The sequence below is a fragment of the Muribaculum sp. NM65_B17 genome (genome assembly GCF_004793735.1).
Classification (GTDB): Bacteria; Bacteroidota; Bacteroidia; order Bacteroidales; family Muribaculaceae; genus Muribaculum; species Muribaculum gordoncarteri.
Map to the genome: position 1 here is coordinate 92898 of NZ_SRYY01000002.1, position 19044 is coordinate 111941.

Annotated in this window: 11 protein-coding genes; 6 read left to right on the plus strand and 5 right to left on the minus strand. The window is 52.7% G+C overall.

Annotation, left to right across the window (positions count from 1 at the left end):
- Position 1 precedes the first annotated feature (1 nt).
- The 6 genes from E5354_RS03000 (at position 2) to pckA (ending at position 7671) form a co-directional block, all read left to right on the plus strand.
- On the plus strand, positions 2 to 979 hold the full coding sequence (locus tag E5354_RS03000) for a PorP/SprF family type IX secretion system membrane protein (RefSeq protein WP_135946370.1): 978 nt from the start codon (positions 2 to 4) through the stop codon (positions 977 to 979).
- 10 nt (positions 980 to 989) lie between these two features.
- Positions 990 to 2426, plus strand: coding sequence for an SUMF1/EgtB/PvdO family nonheme iron enzyme (locus E5354_RS03005; protein WP_370271099.1), 1437 nt, complete (start codon positions 990 to 992; stop codon positions 2424 to 2426).
- Between the two features lie 22 nt (positions 2427 to 2448).
- Positions 2449 to 3204 (plus strand): gliding motility protein GldL, encoded by a 756-nt coding sequence (gene gldL / locus E5354_RS03010; protein WP_135946371.1) that lies wholly within the window; start codon positions 2449 to 2451, stop codon positions 3202 to 3204.
- Between the two features lie 9 nt (positions 3205 to 3213).
- The gene (gene gldM / locus E5354_RS03015; protein ID WP_135946372.1) at positions 3214 to 4782 is read left to right on the plus strand and encodes a gliding motility protein GldM; all 1569 of its coding nucleotides are present in this window, start codon (positions 3214 to 3216) and stop codon (positions 4780 to 4782) included.
- 31 nt (positions 4783 to 4813) lie between these two features.
- The gene (gene gldN, locus E5354_RS03020) at positions 4814 to 5881 is read left to right on the plus strand and encodes a gliding motility protein GldN (protein WP_168353809.1); all 1068 of its coding nucleotides are present in this window, start codon (positions 4814 to 4816) and stop codon (positions 5879 to 5881) included.
- A gap of 182 nt (positions 5882 to 6063) precedes the next feature.
- Positions 6064 to 7671, plus strand: a complete 1608-nt coding sequence (gene pckA, locus E5354_RS03025) for a phosphoenolpyruvate carboxykinase (ATP) (protein ID WP_123395054.1) — start codon at positions 6064 to 6066, stop codon at positions 7669 to 7671.
- Between the two features lie 213 nt (positions 7672 to 7884).
- Here the strand turns inward: pckA and E5354_RS03030 are convergent, their stop codons facing one another.
- The 5 genes from E5354_RS03030 to E5354_RS03050 all read right to left on the minus strand — a co-directional run bounded on the left by E5354_RS03030 (position 7885) and on the right by E5354_RS03050 (position 18995).
- Positions 7885 to 8169 (minus strand): hypothetical protein, encoded by a 285-nt coding sequence (locus tag E5354_RS03030; RefSeq protein WP_135946374.1) that lies wholly within the window; start codon positions 8167 to 8169, stop codon positions 7885 to 7887.
- Positions 8170 to 8310: 141 nt separating this feature from the next.
- A complete protein-coding gene (locus E5354_RS03035; RefSeq protein ID WP_135946375.1) occupies positions 8311 to 9801 on the minus strand; it encodes a glycoside hydrolase family 30 protein in 1491 nt (496 codons plus the stop codon).
- Between the two features lie 129 nt (positions 9802 to 9930).
- Positions 9931 to 11670, minus strand: a complete 1740-nt coding sequence (locus E5354_RS03040) for a RagB/SusD family nutrient uptake outer membrane protein (protein ID WP_135946376.1) — start codon at positions 11668 to 11670, stop codon at positions 9931 to 9933.
- 20 nt (positions 11671 to 11690) lie between these two features.
- Complete coding sequence (locus E5354_RS03045) at positions 11691 to 14696, minus strand: SusC/RagA family TonB-linked outer membrane protein (protein WP_135946377.1); 3006 nt, start codon at positions 14694 to 14696, stop codon at positions 11691 to 11693.
- Positions 14697 to 14945: 249 nt separating this feature from the next.
- Positions 14946 to 18995 (minus strand): ATP-binding protein, encoded by a 4050-nt coding sequence (locus tag E5354_RS03050; RefSeq protein WP_135946378.1) that lies wholly within the window; start codon positions 18993 to 18995, stop codon positions 14946 to 14948.
- Positions 18996 to 19044: the final 49 nt, after the last annotated feature.

Sequence of the window (19044 nt, forward strand, 5' to 3'; positions counted from 1 at the left end):
CATGGCAAGGATTAACCGCATATTGTCGCTGATTGCCGTTACGGTCGCATCGCTTGCCGTCACCGTCGACGCGCAGGTCGACATGATGATGACCAATTATGTCGAAGCACTCAACTACTACAATGCCGCCGCCATAGGCACGAGCGACTATCTGCGCGTGAGAGTCGGCGGCCGTTGGGACCGTATAGGCGCCGACCCGGCTCCCAAGTCGTTTATGCTCACAGGCGACATGCCTCTTCCCCTCCTCGGCAACAAGCTTGCGGCGGGAGTGGTGGCGCAGCGTGAAAGCATAGGGCTTTACCGCAACATCACCGCCGGACTTCAGTGCGGCTACAAGATAACGACCGGACGAAGCTCGAGTGTCACGCTTGCGGTTCAGGCCGGCATCATCGACAACGAGTTCCGATGGTCGGAGAGGGAGCTCCCCGAAAGTGACGCTGCAAGCGACGAGGCCGGTGACATCCCGATTGAAGACCAACGACATTCGGCTGTGGATCTGTCGCTTGGAGCGTTCTATAACTCGCGTCACTTTTGGGCGGGAGTGTCGGTGACGCATCTCAACCGGTCGCAGGTCACTCTCGATGTCGACGGCGACGGTGACAACGCCGTCGCGTTTAATGCCGGACGCAAGTTTTATTTGATGGTCGGCGGCAATATTCCCATAAAAAACACGTTATTTGAGATACAGCCGTCAATGCTTCTGAGAGCCGACCGCGACCGCGTGACGGGCCAGCTGACGGCCCGCGTGCGTTACAATCGCTTCCTGTGGGCCGGTGTGGCGTGGCGTCACGACGATGCCGTGGCACTGCTGCTCGGAGCCGAGTTCAGCAACATCTTCATCGGCTACAGTTACGACCGTGTCGTGGCCGATGTGTCACGCCGGGGGCGAGGCAGCCACGAGGTGTGGGGCGGCTACAAGGTAAAGCTTGACTTCGGGCCGCGCAACCGATACGGGCATAAAAGCATACGCATAATGTAATCATCACAATATGAAAGGAGTATCGACAAGATTATCAATCATTATAATGGCCTCGGCCATGGCGGTGTCATGTGCCGTGGGAGGGCATGGAAACTCCGGCGGCGAGGTTACCGGCGTGGGCGGCGTGTCGTGGAGCGAACCTACGCCCTACGGCATGGTGCTTGTCGACCGAGGGTCGATAATGGCAGGTCCGGCCGAAGCCGACAGCGCATGGAACCTGCGAGCCGACGCCCGCGGAGTGTCGGTCGACGGATTCTGGATGGATGAAACCGAAATCACCAATGCCAAGTACAAGCAGTTTGTCTACTGGGTGCGTGACTCCATAATCCGCGAGCGACTTGCCGACCCGGCCTATGGCGGCAACGACGAGTTTCGCATCGAGGAGGACCGTGACGGCAATCCCGTGGGGCCCTATCTCAACTGGAGCAAGCCCATTCCGTGGCGTAACGCCGACGAGGACGAGCAGCGTGCCATCGAGAGCATGTACCGCGTGAATCCGGTGACGGGTGTGCATGAGCTTGATCCCGAGCAGCTCACCTACCGTTACGAGGTGTACAACTACACCGAGGCGGCCAAGCGAAAGAACCGCCTGAACCCGGCACGGCGCGAATACAACACCGACAAGCCGGTGCCCACGCGCGACCCGGTGATATCGAAGGACACGGCCTACATAAACGACGACGGCGAGATTGTGCGCGAAACCATAACCCGTGCATTGACCGGCGAATACGACTTCGTGAACACCTATATAGTAAATGTCTACCCCGACACCACCGCGTGGATCAACGACTTCGACAACTCGTTTAACGAGCCCTACGTGCGACTCTACTTCTCCCACGGCGGTTACAGCGACTATCCCGTGGTGGGCGTGAGCTGGGAGCAGGCTATGGCATTCAGCAACTGGCGCACCGACTTCCTGCGCAAGTCGCTCGGCAAGGAGGGCATCCACATCGAGCCTTACCGACTGCCCACCGAGGCCGAGTGGGAGTATGCGGCCCGAGCCGGAAAGAGTGAAAACAAATATCCCTGGGACGGTGACCTGCCGATGAGCGAGGACAAGGGGTGCTTCTATGCCAACTTCAAGCCCGGCGAAGGCAACTACACGCGCGACGGCCACATAATAACCTCCAAGGTGGGAACCTACGCGCCCAACGACTTCGGCCTATACGACATGGCCGGAAACGTGAGCGAGTGGACCTCTACCGCCTACAATGAGAGCGTGAGCCGCCTCACGAGCGATGTAAATCCTGAATACCGATATGACGCCGCCGTGGACGACCCCTACCGCATGAAGCGCAAGATAGTGCGCGGCGGCTCGTGGAAGGATGTGCAGCACAACGTGCGCAGCGACCTGCGCATGTGGGAGTACCAGAACGAGCAGCGCAGCTACATAGGATTCCGTAACGTGCGCACACGCATCGGATTTGCCAAGGGGCGCAACAAATAACCGTCAATAGACAACTGTGACAATGGGAAAAATCAAGAGATACCGTAACCGCGTAGAGCGTTTTCTGTCAAGCGACCGCGGACAGAGCTTTTTCAATTTCGCCTATTCGATAGGCGCCGCCATCGTAATATGGGGTGCGCTTTTCAAGATTCTCGACCTGCCCGGCGGCGACCTTCTTCTCACCGTGGGCATGGGCACCGAGGTGATAATGTTCATCCTGACGGCTTTCGACCGTCCGCCGCGTGAATACCGGTGGGAGGATGTGTTTCCCGTGCTCGATTCGCATCGTGACGCCGACCGCCCGGTCATGACCGGAGCATCGGGTCTTGCCGTGGCTCCGGCGGCACCCCGCCAGGCATCGGGCGATGTTAATGACCATGTGGCACGCATAGCCGAGGCCGCCGACGCACTCGCCGGGGTGTCGGCCACGCTCATGGAGCAGTATAAGGCGGCGGGAAGCGACAGCGAGGAGATAAGCCGCGTGTCGGCCGACTACCTTGAGCAGATGCGCAGCCTCACCCGCAATATCGCCGGGCTCAACGCCATCTACGAGCTGCAACTGAAGAATGCCGGGTCGCAGCTTGAAACGATCGACCGCGTCAACCGTGGCATGAACGATGTGCGTGACATGTATGAACATTCGTCGGAGATGACCCGCCGCTACCGCGAGGAGGCCGAGAAGATGACCGAGCACATGCAGCAGCTCAACGCGATATACGAAAAGATGCTTACGGCCATGACCGCCAATCCGTTGTCGGCCGTGTCGTCCAACCGATAAAGACTTACGATGGGAAGTAACAATACACGCAATCTGTCGCCGCGTCAGAAGATGATAAACCTGATGTATATCGTCCTGACGGCCATGCTTGCCTTGAGCGTGTCGAGCGATGTGCTCGACGGCTTCGGTCAGGTCGATGAGGGGTTGTCGCGCTCCAATGCGAATGTGGAGTCGCGCAACGCCGTGCTTCTCGACCGGCTTGAGGCTGTAGCGTCGCAGAATCCCGAGAAGGGAGGAGCATGGCGCGACAAGGCTGTGGAGATTCACTCGATGACCGGCAGCTTATATGCGCTCATCGACACGCTGAAACTCGCCATTGCGGTGGAGGCCGACGGAGAGGATGCCGACCCGGGCAATCTGCGTCACCCCGAAAACCGCGAGGCCTCGTCGGTGGTGATGGTGACGGCGCCTGATGCCCGCGGCAAAGAGCTGCGCAAGGCCATCGAGCGTTATCGCGAGCAGGTGACGGCGCTTGTGCCCGACTCGGTGAAGCGCGACAACCTGCAACGTGCACTGTCGACCGACCCCATGCTGCGTGACGGCGCACTCGCCAAGCGACCCTGGGAGGAGGCCCTGTTCCTGTCGAAACCGGCCGTGGCTTCGGTGACCATGCTCACCAAGCTGCAGAACGACCTGCTCTATGCCGAGGGTGAGGTGCTTGTCGCACTGCTCGCCAATGTCGATGCCGGTGATGTGAGGGTCAACGAGCTGAGAGCCTTTGTGATACCGTCGTCGCGCAACGTGATGCGCGGAGCGAGCTACCGGGCCGACATTGTGCTTGCCGCAGTCGACACGACACAGCGCCCGAGGGTCTATATCGACGGTCGCCGCCTCGACAACGACCGCGGAGTGCTTGAAATCGACGCTTCGGCCACAGGAGCGTTCAGCTACTCGGGCTACATCGAGCTGCCGCACCACGACGGCACTGTTACGCGTCACGACTTTGAGTCGTCCTACAATGTAATCGAGCCCGGCGCTACGGTGTCGGCCAAGATGATGAATGTGCTGTATGCCGGAATCGACAATCCGCTTGGAATCTCGGTGCCCGGAGTGCCTCAGTCGTCGGTGAGCGCAACGATGACCAACGGCTCCCTCTCTCGCCGCGGCGACGAATGGATTGCGCGTCCCGACCGCATAGGCGAACAAGCGGTGGTGACGGTGACCGCCGACATCGACGGTAGCCGCCGACAGGTGGCCTCGACCGGCTTCATGGTGCGCCGTCTGCCCGACCCCGCGCCCTATATCACAATCACCGATCAGGCGGGCAACAAGGTGCGCTATCGCGGCTCCAAGCCCATTGCCAAGTCGCAGCTCATGCAGGCTCAGGGAGTTGAGGCGGCAATCGACGACAATCTGCTCGATGTCAATTACCGGGTTCTTGGTTTTGAAACGCTCTTTTTCGACTCGATGGGGAATGCGATGCCCGAACTGTCGGACGGCCCCCGGTTCTCGTCGCGACAGCGCGAGGCGTTCAAGCGCTTATCGCGCGGTAAGCGATTCTTCATCTCGCGTGTACGCGCCGTAGGTCCCGACGGCGTGGAGCGTGACATCTCGCCCATGGAAGTTATTGTAAATTAGAATAATCAGGAGAAAATAAATTATGAATGTCATGACTTCGATATATCGCTATGCGCTGGCACTGAGCATGGTCGCTGCCGCCGGTGCTTTGTCGGCTCAGAATGCATCGACCTCCTCGGGCGTGAGGCGCGTAGGGGGCGACGACAAGAGCCCCGCCGCGCAGGCACAGGTAAGCGACCGCATGCAGATGCGACAGGCCGCCGACTCACGCGTGCCCGACGATGACGCGCAGTGGATGAAGGTGGTGTATCGTTCGCTCGACCTCGCCAAGGTGCCTAATGCGTCGCTCTACTATCCGCAGGAGGTGGTCGACGGACAGGAGAACCTGTTCCGCATCATCATGAACCGCTTTGCGTCGGGCGAGCTTACGGCCTACGAGTATCTCGACGGGCGTGAGATGTTTACCGAGCAGTATCGGGTCAACCCTGTCGATGTGCTTGAGCGTTTCCACGTGCCCTACACCGATGCTGGAAGCGGAGCGCGTCGCCGTTATGTGGTCGAAGAGAGCGATGTGCCCTGCAACGAGGTGCTGAGCTACTACATAATAGAGCGATGGGAGCTCGACCGCTCCACGACGCGCATGACAACGACGGTGCAGGCGTTGTGTCCGGTGCTTCACCGCGCCGGCGACTTCGGCGGCGAGGATGTGCGCTATCCCATGTTCTGGGTCAAGATGGATGACCTGCGCCCCTATCTGCTGTCGACAACGACATTTGTCGACGACGACAACAATGCGTCGCGTTACACCTACGACGACTTCTTCGCCCTGTCGCTCTACGACGGCGAAATCTACAAAACGCGCAATCTGCGCAACCTGTCGATGATGCAGATGTATCCCGACCCCGACGACCGCCGTCGCGCCCAGGACAGCATCCAGCACCGGCTTGAAACGTTTGACGACATGATGTGGGTGCCCACTCGCGAGGAGGTGCAGGCACGTGGCGGCGGAGAGTCGGCCGATTCGGCTGCGGTGGGCGAGTACCGCAAGGAGGCCAAGCCGGCGTCACATTCGCGCAAACCGGCCAAGGTGAAGGCTCCCAAGAAGCCCAAGTCGTCGGCCGACAGCGGAGCGAAGCGTTCGGTGCGCCGCCGCCGTTGAAAAATACCTTAATATGCGCTTGTAACCGGGAGGGAAGCATTAAAAAAATGTAATACGGAAAAATTTCTTTATTTAATTGTCACCGTTATCAAAAAAGTGACTATCTTTGTAGGCGATTTAGAGTACATAGCCCATAACTAAGTATATACATCTAATAAACTCAATTAAATAAAGTCTACAAAATGAGCAAAATTGATTTAACTCAGTACGGTATCACCGGTACCACAGAGATTGTACACAATCCCACCTATGAGCAGCTCTTTAAGGAAGAAACCTGCCCTACGCTTGAGGGCTTTGAAAAGGGCGTAGTTACTGAACTCGGCGCCGTTAACGTAATGACAGGCGTCTATACCGGACGTTCACCCAAGGATAAGTTCATCGTTCTTGACGACAATTCAAAGGACAATGTATGGTGGACAACCGAGGAATATCCCAACGACAACAAGCCTGTTACCGAAAAGACTTGGGATGCCGTTAAGGAAATCGCTATCAAGGAACTTTCAAATAAGAAACTTTACGTAGTTGACCGCTTCTGCGGTGCCAACAAGGACACCCGCATGGCAGTGCGCTTCATCATGGAAGTTGCATGGCAGGCTCACTTCGTAACCAACATGTTTATAGCTCCTTCAGAAGAGGAACTCGCTAACTTCAAGCCCGACTTCGTTGTTTACAACGCATCAAAGGCTAAGGTTGAAAACTACAAGGAACTCGGCCTCAACTCCGAAACCGCAGTTGTGTTCAACATCACTTCTCGCGAGCAGGTTATCATCAACACCTGGTACGGCGGTGAAATGAAGAAGGGTATGTTCTCGATGATGAACTACTTCCTTCCTCTCGAAGGCATCGCTTCAATGCACTGCTCGGCCAACACCGACAAGAACGGCGAGAACACAGCTATCTTCTTCGGCCTCTCGGGAACAGGTAAGACCACCCTTTCAACCGACCCCAAGCGTCTGCTTATCGGTGACGACGAGCACGGATGGGACGACAACGGTGTCTTCAACTTCGAGGGCGGCTGCTACGCCAAGGTTATCAACCTCGACAAGGAGAGCGAGCCCGACATCTACAACGCCATCACTCGTGACGCTCTTCTTGAGAACGTTACCGTTGACGCTGAAGGCAAGATCGACTTCAAGGACAAGAGCGTAACCGAGAACACTCGTGTATCTTATCCTATCAACCACATCAAGAGCATCGTTGAGCCCGTTTCGGCCGGCCCCGCTGCCAAGAATGTAATCTTCCTCTCGGCTGATGCATTCGGTGTGCTTCCTCCCGTTTCAATCCTTACTCCCGAGCAGACTAAGTACTACTTCCTCTCAGGCTTCACTGCAAAGCTTGCAGGTACTGAGCGCGGTATCACCGAGCCTACTCCTACTTTCTCGGCTTGCTTCGGCCAGGCATTCCTTGAATTGCATCCCACCAAGTATGCTGAAGAACTCGTTAAGCGCATGCAGAAGAGCGGCGCCAAGGCTTACCTCGTAAACACCGGCTGGAACGGTTCAGGCAAGCGTATCTCTATCCGTGATACCCGCGGTATAATCGACGCTATCCTTGACGGTGCTATCCTTAAGGCTCCCACCAAGCAGCTCCCCATCTTCGACTTCGAGATTCCTACCGAACTCCCCGGTGTAGATCCCAAGATCCTCGATCCTCGCGACACCTACGCCAACCCCGAAGAGTGGAACGTTAAGGCTAAGGACCTTGCCGAGCGCTTCATCAAGAACTTCAAGAAGTACACCAACAATCCTGCCGGTAAGGAACTCGTTGCCGCAGGTCCTCACGTTGGCTAATTCACGCAAGTAGTGACTGACTAACTTTCACGACTATAAAATTTTTCCTTAGAAGGTGGACGCTTAAGCGCCCACCTTCTATTTTTTTGCTGCCATCCGCTACTGGGGATGCTATTTTGTGGGTATGTCGTGAATGATGCGCGGGCCTGACGTTATTGAGCTGCTATGCAGCTTTTGCGCTGACGTGGTGATACCACCATCAGGAGAGGGTAGTTATCGCGAGGATTGTTTGTCGTTGAGGTAGGCGGCGTTTACATGGTAGACGAGGATGGTGACGAGGACGACAAAGATTATTGCAAACAGCCCGGCGCAGCCTCGCAGGAGCAGCAGCACGGTGGTTGATGTGCCGACCAACCCGAAGGCATTTATCAAAAGTAGTATTATGGCGATGGCGATTGATGCGATTGCAGCATATTTCAATCGCAAATTGGGCTTTTCGTTATAATACTTTTCAAGCTCTCTGCGATGTGCTTCCTTTTTTTCAAAATAGTTGGCCATATCGAATAAATTGAGGTAATGTGATTTGCAAATATACTTATTTTTCCCGTTTATCACCTAATTTTTATTAGGCTGTGCAAACGTAAAATGGACGAGGCTGTTGCCGGCCTAGTCCATTTTATTACCAATAATATCAGACTGTTACTTTTGGATGAATGTGTTCATGGAATGAGGATTCAGTGTGACATTCAGATATTTCTTGTTGAGTTTCACGCTTACACTGCAGGGCTTGTCGCTGAAGTTTCCGGCCACTACGACATATTTGTTGTCGGGAGTCAAGGCTATGAGTATAGGCGTTTTCTCATCCCCCGATGCTTTGGTTGTGAGTATCTTGGCTCCATTGCCTATGAAACTGCTGTAATGGCGGTAAGAGTAGTACTCGGGTGCATATTCAAATGTGCGGTTGGCCGAGTTTACCCTAATCAATGCATTCTGACGCCATCCCCATGCGCTTTCTCCTTGGTCGCATAATATAAGGTTCCAGTTGTTGTATTCCGAGCAACCGTTGCCAAGATAGTGATTTATCAGGTGGAATGTGTGCTCGGCTGCGGGCCAGTCGAAGCTTCCCCAGCCACATTCGCTCTCGCTCGACACGTAAGTGTAGTCAGGATATTCCTTACGTATACGCGGCAAAATTTGACCGCCTTCCCATTGGAAGCCTACGCCCTTGATGTTGGAGGTCATTCGCGGATCTTCGAGCAACCCTTTCACGTGGTCATAACGGTTGGTGTTGAACGTGCCGAGATAGAGGTCGACTTCGGGATGCTTGTCGCGCAGGGTGGGAGCGAGATACTCCATGTTAAAGCGCAGTATGCCTTCGGAAGTCCAGGGACATCCGGGGTAGGGGGTATAGCTGTAGGCTTCGTTCTGGTACATTATCATGCCGATGTTTATGTCCTGCTCGGCATAAAGATCGATGAACCGGCAGAACATGTCGGCGTAGCACTGAAGGTAACGCGGGCTTTGAATCATGTAGTCCTGCACTGCCAGACGGCGGGGAAACAGATTCTTGTCGGGATTGACCTGCTCATTGTCGGAGCGGTCGTCGTCACAGTACAACAGACGGTCAAGCTTGGGGGCCATGTCGCTGAACTTGCTGCTTTGCACCGCATAGTGGTTGTTGATTTTCATCCATGCCGGAGGGCTCCAGGGCGACATCCAGAATGTCATGTCGGGATTGTACTTCTGAGCGGCGCGGATATAGGGGATGATAGTGAGCTTGTCCCTTTCGATGTTGAAATATTTCAGATCAAAGTCGCCTTGAACATCGCTGCATGAGAACCATGACAGAGCATAGTCGTTGGCGTTCATCGATATTCGGCCCATGTTCAGCTTAAGCTGTCCGTCGGGAGAAAACGCGTTGTGAAGAATCTCATCCTGCTCGTTGCGCGACAGCATGCACAGCGCTTTCCAGTCCTGCTCGTTGAATGTCGTGCCCCATTTCTTGAATGTCACTATGGGGCTTTCGACATCGGCATCTATCGCGTCGGCGACAGGCGAGGCTGATATTTTAACGTTACCCTCTTTATGCCAGCGCAATGAGTCGGTGGTCATGATGTGCTCAAATGTCTGCGCACCGGCTGCAAAGGCAGTGATTGCGGGCAGTATCAATGCAAATAAGTACTTGTTCATTATTGAGATTAATAGTGTTTTGACATTAAGGATAGTGAATGAAGCGCCTTGATGCGGCAGGCGTCAAGGCGCTCCCTTCTTAACCTAAAAAATCAATTATTTTACTGAAAAAAGTATTTATGTCGTTGCTTAAATGCTGGGATATCCGGGATTCTGCTTCAAGTTGGGATTGGTGTTGAGCGTTGTGCGCGACAGAGGCAGCCACATTGTGTGGTCGTCGGCATCGGGCTCCTTGTCCCACCAGCGTCCGGTGTTGTAGACTCCGAATCGACATAGGGTCTGGCGGCGCAAACCTTCGGCAAGGAACTCGCGGCCCCATTCATCGAGCAGTTCCTGCTTGGTAAGCACGCTTCCATCTTCGGGATAGAGGCTTGGCGAACCTTCGGGATAGTTGCGCTTTCTCACTGTGTTGAGCAGTCGTTCGGCCTCGGCCTTGTTGCCTTGGTTGAAGCGTATCTCGGCGAGGTAATATATTACCTCGGGAAGTCGCAGCATGGCGTAGTCCGATTCAATCTTGTTGGGGTCGTCTGACGGGTAGAAGGGGTATTTAATCACGCACCATCCTGAATTCTGGTCGCCGGTGGTCATCTTTGACTCGGTTGTCACGGCACCGTTTGACGGATTAGGCGACGGGCTTGAGGGGTCGGTGTCACGGAACACACCCACCTGATCACGGATGTAGAGTTCATAGGCACCGTTGTCCGATGTCACGTTCTTGATTTCTCCGTTTTCCTCGTAGGGCAGGTATCCGTAAAGGAACAGGCCTTCACGCTTGCTGTTTCCGAGATTCTTATATTTCTTCAGACGCACATCGTCGGGATAGTTCATGAATTTGCGCACTGGCTTGCCAAGATCAAATGTGTACTCATTTCCGTCAAGGTCGAGTCCCGGTTGAAGCGCATACTTGGGATTGCAGTTTCCCCAGTCGGTGAATCCGAAATATTTGGGCGACAGGAAGGGTGCCACCTGCCAGAACATCTCGGTACCGTAGACCCAGTGCATGCCGCCGAATGACGACGGGAATCCGTAAAGCACTTCATTGGAGTTGACATTGTCCCAGTCAAATGGAGCATCCCATCGTGAGTCGGGCTCATAGAATCCATAGTCGCCTCTTAGAATGGCTTCGCAATATTCGGCAGCCTTGTCCTCCATGTTTTCGCCTATCCACCAACTTGCATTCATGTAAAGGCGGGCAAGCAGAGCGGCGCATGCGCCCTTGGTCCACAAGCCCTGGTTTGTGCCGTTTCCGTTGGTTCCCTCCTTGACATTCAATTTGGGGAGCGCTTCGAGCAACTCGGTTTCAAGGAATGTGAATGTTTCCTTGGGTGTGGATTGTGCGGGAAGTTCCGACACGGGGTAGTCGGTAACGACGGGGATGTTGTGGAAGAGATCAAAGATTGTCATATACATCCAGGCGCGCAACACGCGGCTTTGGGCAATGAAATCATCAATCTCCTGCTTGTTCACGCCGAGTTGTTCGCCGTCGATGCGGCTTAGGTCGGATATACTTGAGTTACAAAGTCCGATGCCACGATAAGTGTCATCCCATGTACTGCGTATAAACCAGTCGTCGATAGTCCATGTGTGGTAGTGATAGCGACAGAATTCGCCGCCGTTATACCAGTGCTCTTCGCGTTGCACTGTCATGTAGTGGTCGGCCGAAAGCTCACCAAACCAATAGAGCCCCTGGGTGTTGAGCCAGTAGGCGTGACCAAACGGGCGCAGAAATCCTTGTATGACATTCTCCCTCGTCTTGTAAAATCCTTCCTGCGGGATGATGTCGTAGGTCTTTTCATCAAGGTCGGTACAGCCGACCGATGCAAGCAACACTGTAGTTGCGATTATATTTCGTAGTTTAAGCGTTTTCATGCTGATGTGGGTTGTTAAAATTAAAAGTCGATTTGCACTCCGAAAAGATATTGACGCGATGATGGGTAGTAACCTGTCTTGCTGTAGGGAATACCAGGCTGCAGGCCGTTGACACAATAAGAGTCGGGGTCAAGTCCGCGGTTGTAGCTGCGTATTGTGAAGAGGTTGCGTCCGGTCATGTAGAAGCGTATGCGGCTTATGTACTTGTTTATGTTCCATGTGTAGCCAAGTGTGGCCACATCAAGCTTTACGAAATCGCCGTCATGCACGAAGTAGCTGCTGTGTACGTTCTTGCCTTCGGTGACATGGGCATTTTCGGCGTAGGCCGATTTCAGTACATTGGTGCCGGGAGCCGCTCCCATCACGCCGTAGTAGAGGTCCTGTGCGTCATAAATCTGGTATCCGAATGCTCCGCGGAAATAGAGCGTGAGGTCGAAGTTGCGATAACGGAAGCTGTTGGTGAGCGATGCGGTGAACTTGGGAAGACCGTTGCCTACGACACACTTGTCATTGTCGTTGCCCTGTGCCACGGGTATTTTCTCGCCGTCCTTGTTATATATAAGCCAATTGCCGTTGTCGTCGACTCCCGCATAGCGGAATGTGTAGAAATTACCCACACGTTCGCCCTCTTCGATGCGCTGTACTGATCCGGGATTGCCGGGATAGGTGGGGAATCCGTCCATCCAATAGAACTTTTGTCCTTCGTACATCTGATTGGAGAACGACACGAACTTGTTGTCGGATGTCGAACCGATGAAACCGAGAGTATAGTCGAAATCCTTTGAACTTACGGCATTCCAGCGTAAGTCAATCTCCACGCCGGTGTTTTTCATCGTTCCCACGTTGACATAGGAGTTGGCGATTACATTCGGTGGAACGGGTACGCTGTAGGAGCCCAGAAGGTCGCTCTGCTTGCGGTTGTAGTAGTTGATCGAACCTTCAAGTGAGTAATTGAACAGGCTGAAGTCGATGCCCACATTCCAGTTTTTTCCCTTTTCCCACTTCAGGTCGACATTGGGGTTGGTGTTTATACCCCAGCCCTGGATGTAGCTGCCTTTGTAAAGGATCAGGTCATAGGATGCCATAGTGGCGAGCGACTGGTAGCTTGCGAAGTCCTGGTTGCCGGTTTCGCCGTAGTCGCCTCTTATCTTCAGGTCATTGATCCAGGTTATGTCACGCATGAAACGCTCTTGGCTTATGCGCCATCCGGCCGACACGGCGGGGAAGTTACCCCACTTGTTGTTGGCTCCGAACTTCGATGAACCTTCATGACGGAGCGATGCTGTGAGGAAGTAACGGTCGAGGAAGCTGTAGGATAGGCGACCGAAGAAGGCTATCAGTTTTGAGTCGTTTCGGTAGGAGCCCATTCCCTTGCGTCCTGCTGTAGCGCCCATGTAGGCACCGGCTCCGAGATTGTCGGCTCCGAGCAGGTCAGAGGCGAAGTCCTTGTTTTCGCCGCTCAGGCCATCGTTTACGAAATACTGATAGGAGTATCCGGCCATTAGGGTGGCATTGTGCTTGTCGTTACGGAAGCCGTAGTTTACGAGCCATTCAAGTGACTCCTGCTTGTTTTTGTCGTAGGAGCGCTTGGCTTCTCCGTCAAATCCTGACTCTTCGGCTACTGTCGATGTCGACGGACGATACCATGAATAGTCATTCTGTATAATCTGCTGTGCAAGGGTTATCTGTGTGCTCAGTGAATGACGATCGTCCTTGCATAGTGCCGGGAACAGATTGAGCTTGAACGTTCCGTCCCAGTTCAGGAAGGTGCGTTCGCCCTCGTTTTGCTCAATATTGAGTCGTTCAACCGGGTTGTTTGTTGCATAAGCCGTGATGTAGGTATATTTTCCGGGGTTATTGCTGTCCATCACCGGAATGGTGGGATTTATCATGATAGCCTCGCGGAATGCGTCATAGTCTGAGTTTTTGTATTTTACATTTCGCGGAGCCATATTCAGCGTTATTTTATAGAGGTCGTCTTTGCCGGTGTGGTTGAGTGTCATGCGCGCTCCGAGCTGACGCTTGTTGGCACGCAGGTCGATACCGTCGGTGTCCTTGTAGTCGACTGTCGCACGGTAATTGGTGCGTGATGTGCCTCCTGAAATGGATAGGGTGTGGCTGTGTGACACACCGGTCTTTGTAATCTCCTTGAACCAGTCGGTATTTGCACCGTAGTCGTCACCTCGGTCATATTTGCGGAATTCGTCGGCCGACAGAACTTCCAGCTCATGCAGTGGCGAAGTGATGTTGATGAATCCTGAATAGGTGGTGTGTACGCCGCCGTCACTTGCTCCTTTCTTGGTAGTAATCACCACTACGCCGTTGGAGCCTCGTGTACCGTATATTGCCGAGGCGGCTCCATCCTTGAGCACATCTATCGACTCGATGTCGTTTTCGTTGATGTTGTCAAGGCTACCGCCGGGGACTCCGTCGATAACCACCAGCGGTCCGAGTCCGGCATTGCGTGATGTTACGCCGCGTACCTGCATGCTTACTCCCGAATTGGGGTCGGAAGCGGTTGAGTTCTCTACCGAAAGTCCGGGAACTTTACCTTGAATCTGCATGGCCGGATTTCCGTTGCCTATTTGCAGCATATCCTTGCTCGACACGTGCGACACGGCACTTGTCAGCTCCTTCTTGGATATTGAGCCGTAACCTATCACAACAACTTCGTCAAGGCTGGTCGAGTTGGCCTTGAGCGTGATGTTGAGGTCGGTTTTTCCGTTTAATTTGATTTCCTTAGTTTCACATCCCACATAGCTGATTGTCAATGTGGCATTGGAAGGAACATCCTTCATGGTGAAATGTCCGTCAAAATCGGTAGACACTCCGATTGCCGAACCTTTGACGATTACACTTGCACCGATTACCGGCTCATCGTCCTCAAAAACGACAGTACCAGTTACAGTAACTTTTTCATTGACTACATTGCTTGCCGGAGCCTGCGCGTAGGCCTCAAATCCACACCAGGGACTGATGGGTATTGTAGCAAGCAATAGTGATAAATAAATTGATTTTGTCTTCATGTATAAATAATTTATAGGAAAATAGGTTAATGTGACATGGTTGCGGCATCAAATCCGTCATCATGGTTGATGATTGCTTTGATGCCGCAAAGTTATGTCATGTAGACCTCTCCCTATGTTCATACATGCTCCATAAATGTGTACTTATCGGCTTTAACACTTTCGCAAGTGTAAATATCGACCATTTTATGGTGTCATATTGACCGCAGGTGTGTCTTTGATGTGGCTATGTTGCTTATGTACAAGGTGTTATGCTCCGGTTGATTTATACTCTCCGGGAGTGACGCCAAATTCGCTCTTGAAGCATTTGCTGAAGTAACGCGCATCGCTGAATCCTACCATGAAGGCAAGCTCACTAACCCTTATGTCGGGATGCCGGGTGAGAATGTGACATGCGTTGCGAAGGCGTATTGTGCGAATGAAGTGTGACGGACTCATGTTGGTAAGTTCCTTCAGTTTCCGGAATAGATGTGTCTGTGACATTCCTACCTCACGGGCAAATGTTGGGATGTCAAACTCGGTCTTGTCGATATTTCGTTCAACAACCTCAGTGGCGAGATTGAGAAATTGCATGTCGGCCGACTGGAAGTCACACTTCTTCATGTTTATCACCAATTGTCCGTCATTGTCATGCAGCATTTGGCGGTGGGAGTTAAGCTGAGTTGCGATGCATGCCTTGAGCATTGCGGGGTCGAAGGGCTTAGGCAGATATACATCGACGCCGGCTTCGTAACACTCAGTGCGGTCCTCATTCTGTCGTCTGGCTGAGAGTACGACGATTGGCCGTAGCGAGGTGCGGCTGTCGTTACGTAGCCGGCGTATCATTTCCAGTCCGTCGATTCCAGGCATCGTGAGGTCGGTTATGATGAGGTCGGGGCTGTCGTTGAAGGCCATTTCGAGCCCCGACATTCCATCAGAGGCCGTTATTACCTCGTAATTCCGTTCAAGCACCTGTTGCATGAGGAGCAGCAGATCCTCATTGTCCTCGATTACAAGAATCTTGGCTTTGGATTCGGGATCGGGTGTCGTTTCTTCGGGCTCATTGATGTCATTGTCGTCATCATCATCATCGACAACAGAGTCGTTAATGTCGGCCTCGTGCGTGTCGTCGGCTTTTACATCCATCACGCTTATTTCATCGTCGCTGAAGGCTTCGGCGGTGATGGGTATTGTAATAGTGAAGCATGTTCCTTTTCCCTCCTCGCTTTCCACCGTTATGGTGCCGTGGCTTAGCTCCACAAGGTCGCGTGTAAGCGACAGCCCTATTCCGGTCCCTTGAGTGTTTTGTTCGCGGTAATCACCGTCATAGAATCGCTTGAAGAGGTTGGCTTGCTTGGATTTCGGAATGCCTCGGCCGGTATCCGATACCTTTATGATAAATTGCCGCAGGTCGTGAGTCAATGTTCCGTCAACGGTGATGACGCCGTTTTCATCGGAATATTTTGAGGCGTTGGATATGAGATTATAGAGTATCTTGTCGAGTTTGTCGGGATCGAAATATCCCATTACCGGTTGTTGGGGCATATTGACTTCCATTTTCATGGATTTTCTTAATGTGAGCGGTCTTACAGCCTCTACCGTATTGGTGACAAATCGACTTATGTCGCCGTAGTTGACTCGGAGTTTTATGTTGTCGGTTTCGACTTTGCGGAATTCGAGAATCTGCTGAAGCAGTCTTACGAGTTTCGACACATTTATGTCGGCTGTGCGGCACAGGGCCTTCTCGTCGCAGTGTCCGTTGCGGAGTTCGCTGATTGCTGCCGATATTACAGTGAGCGGGGTTAACAGCTCGTGGGTGACATTGGTGAAAAAGCGCAGCTTTGTGCGGTTTATCTCCTCGAGATTCTCTTTCTCCTTCTGCATGAGCTGAATCCAGGCCTTTACGCGTTCGCGTTTGCGCACGATTCTGATGAACATGATGACTAATGCAGCTGCCAGTAGCACGTAGAGGCATATTGCCGGCCACGACAGATACCATGGGGGAAGGATGCGTATTCTGATGCTGTGTTCATCGGTGCTCCACTGACCGTTTTCATTGCCCGCGCGCAATCGGAAAGTGTAGGTGCCCGGTGACAGATTGGTATAGGTAGCCGACAGGCGGTCGTTGGGCGACGGTTGCCATTCGTCATCGTATCCTTCGAGTTTATACTTGAATGGTATGCGTTTGGGATTCCTGTAGTTGTAGGCGTTGAATCCTATGCTGAAATTGCTAAGTTCATGCGGTATTGTGATGTCACGGCTGTACTCGGGAAGCTGATCGCCGCTGATTGACTCCCTCTCTTCAGGTGACAGCTCTTCAAACGGGCGATTGTTGAAGTGCATTCCCGTGAATCCGAATCGTATAGAGTTACACGGCAGAGTATCGTTATAGGCCGATTCGATGTCGATGATTTCAAAATTGTTGTAGGTGGGGAGATAGAGCAGCGAGTCGGTTGGAGTGCCGTTGTATATGAAGTAGTCGCTTTTCAGTCCGTCATAGACTGTGTAGAATTTTCGTTCGGCGGGCTTCTCGGTATTTATATGGTATAGTCCCCTGTTGGTGGCTATCCACAACATGCCGTGTCGATCCTCATGTATGAAAGCGACCTGAAGATTGCTGTGCCGAGGTACGTAGTCGGTCAATGTGTACTCCCCGTTTTCGGCGTTATATGTCCATAGTCCTTCATCTTCCGTTCCTATATAGAGCAAGCCTTTTCGGCGTGACGGAGCTATGCTCAATATAACCGGCTGGAATCCCTTTTCGGCAGTGACTCGTGAATTGCTTACAGTTGCGTCGGCGGTAAGGGGTCGACTTGTGTCGATTGAGAAAATTCCGTCGTTTAGGGTGGCAACATATACGTTGTCACCATTTTCGCATATTCCCATTACATCACCTTTGTCGGAAAATGTAAATGTCTGTCGGTCGGGAGTAATAGCGCAGAATCCTGTTGTAGTTCCTACCCAGATGTTGTCTTTGCTGTCGGCTTTAAGTCGCATTATATTGTTGCCGGGGAATGTCTTTGATTCCGACGGCCGGATGTGCGTTACGGCTCCGGTGGTTATGTCACGACATATTATGTCATTCCAACAACCGTAATATATGTTGCCTTTACTGTCCTCGGTCATGGTGAAAATTGTAGGCATTCCGGCTCTCGGATAGTCGAATATTGAAGAAGGAGTATCCCAATGTCGGCTTCCTTTTGTGTTATATGCAACAGGGTAGTTGAGGCCGCCTGACCACAGGGTGCCTTGTCTATCCTCATATACCGACACGGTATTGCCTAATCCGGCCGGTAGCTTTGGCCGCAGTGAGTCGCAGTAGTCGAAGCGTCTCGGTGCCGTGTCCATGAAATAGACACCCGAATTGCTTGTCGCCGCCCAGATTATTCCGGAGTCGTCGGCCCAAAATTTTGATACTACAGTGGCGTTTATATCGTTATGTGCTTCCACCGGGTTGAAGCTGTCGATGTCAAATGACAATATGCCGCCATCGGTGCCTATCCACATTTGCCGGTTGTTGACCGATTCAATCATGTCGCACACCGGAAGCTTGCCGTCGAGCACCTCGGGAGCCATACGTTCAAGCGAGCTCTTGGACGATGTGTAAGGCTCGTTCATGCGGTAAAGTCCCGATGACTGGGTGCCGGCATATAGTCGGTCATGTGAATCCTGATAGATGCACTTTATCGTACTCAGATGGGAAGAACCGGGGTATTGGTAGGTCTTGCGCTCATGGGGCGAATAACGTAATATGCCGTTATTGTCGGTCCCTATCCATATTTGACCGATGCGGTCCTGATAGATGGCCGATATTCCCGACCGATTGAATCCTCCGTCATCGGGCAGTGCATGATATTCCGATGTCACGGGGTCATATATGATAATATTATTGTTGCATACGATGAGAAGCTCTCCTGAGTCGAGCCGCGATATTGACTTATAAAATTCGACGCCTTCAAGCATTATGGGCTCAAACTTGTTGCGGTGCTTGTCATATACGCCGAAAGTCAAGGCTGTGACAAAATATATCTTTCCGTCACCTGAGGAGCATAATGACAGCACATCGTTGTACATTTTGGGCGTAGTATGGGCTGATAGCGGCAGGTGGGCTTTGGCCCGGGTGCCGTCGTAGGATATGATGCCGTAGCGAGTCGGAAGCCAAATGATGCCGTCATCGTCCATGTCGATACTATAAACCTGATTGCTTAGCAGTCCGTTGTCAATAGTCAGCTTTCTCCATTCCCTGATTGATGCTGATGAGATTATTGGACTTAAAGATGCAATGATGCATAGCAATGATACTCTTATCAATTGTGACATAGTTTTATCGTGGTATGAGGTTGAATGGTTAAATCATTGGTAGTGAAGG

Bases quoted from the DNA above. Each gene is read 5' to 3' on its own strand.
- E5354_RS03000 (WP_135946370.1), top strand. From the start codon at position 2: ATGGCAAGGATTAACCGCATATTGTCGCTGATTGCCGTTACGGTCGCA.
- gldL (WP_135946371.1), top strand. From the start codon at position 2,449: ATGGGAAAAATCAAGAGATACCGTAACCGCGTAGAGCGTTTTCTGTCA.
- E5354_RS03045 (WP_135946377.1), bottom strand. From the start codon at position 14,696: ATGAAGACAAAATCAATTTATTTATCACTATTGCTTGCTACAATACCC.
- E5354_RS03035 (WP_135946375.1), bottom strand. From the start codon at position 9,801: ATGAACAAGTACTTATTTGCATTGATACTGCCCGCAATCACTGCCTTT.
- E5354_RS03040 (WP_135946376.1), bottom strand. From the start codon at position 11,670: ATGAAAACGCTTAAACTACGAAATATAATCGCAACTACAGTGTTGCTT.
- E5354_RS03005 (WP_370271099.1), top strand. From the start codon at position 990: ATGAAAGGAGTATCGACAAGATTATCAATCATTATAATGGCCTCGGCC.
- E5354_RS03050 (WP_135946378.1), bottom strand. From the start codon at position 18,995: ATGTCACAATTGATAAGAGTATCATTGCTATGCATCATTGCATCTTTA.
- pckA (WP_123395054.1), top strand. From the start codon at position 6,064: ATGAGCAAAATTGATTTAACTCAGTACGGTATCACCGGTACCACAGAG.
- gldN (WP_168353809.1), top strand. From the start codon at position 4,814: ATGACTTCGATATATCGCTATGCGCTGGCACTGAGCATGGTCGCTGCC.
- E5354_RS03030 (WP_135946374.1), bottom strand. From the start codon at position 8,169: ATGGCCAACTATTTTGAAAAAAAGGAAGCACATCGCAGAGAGCTTGAA.
- gldM (WP_135946372.1), top strand. From the start codon at position 3,214: ATGGGAAGTAACAATACACGCAATCTGTCGCCGCGTCAGAAGATGATA.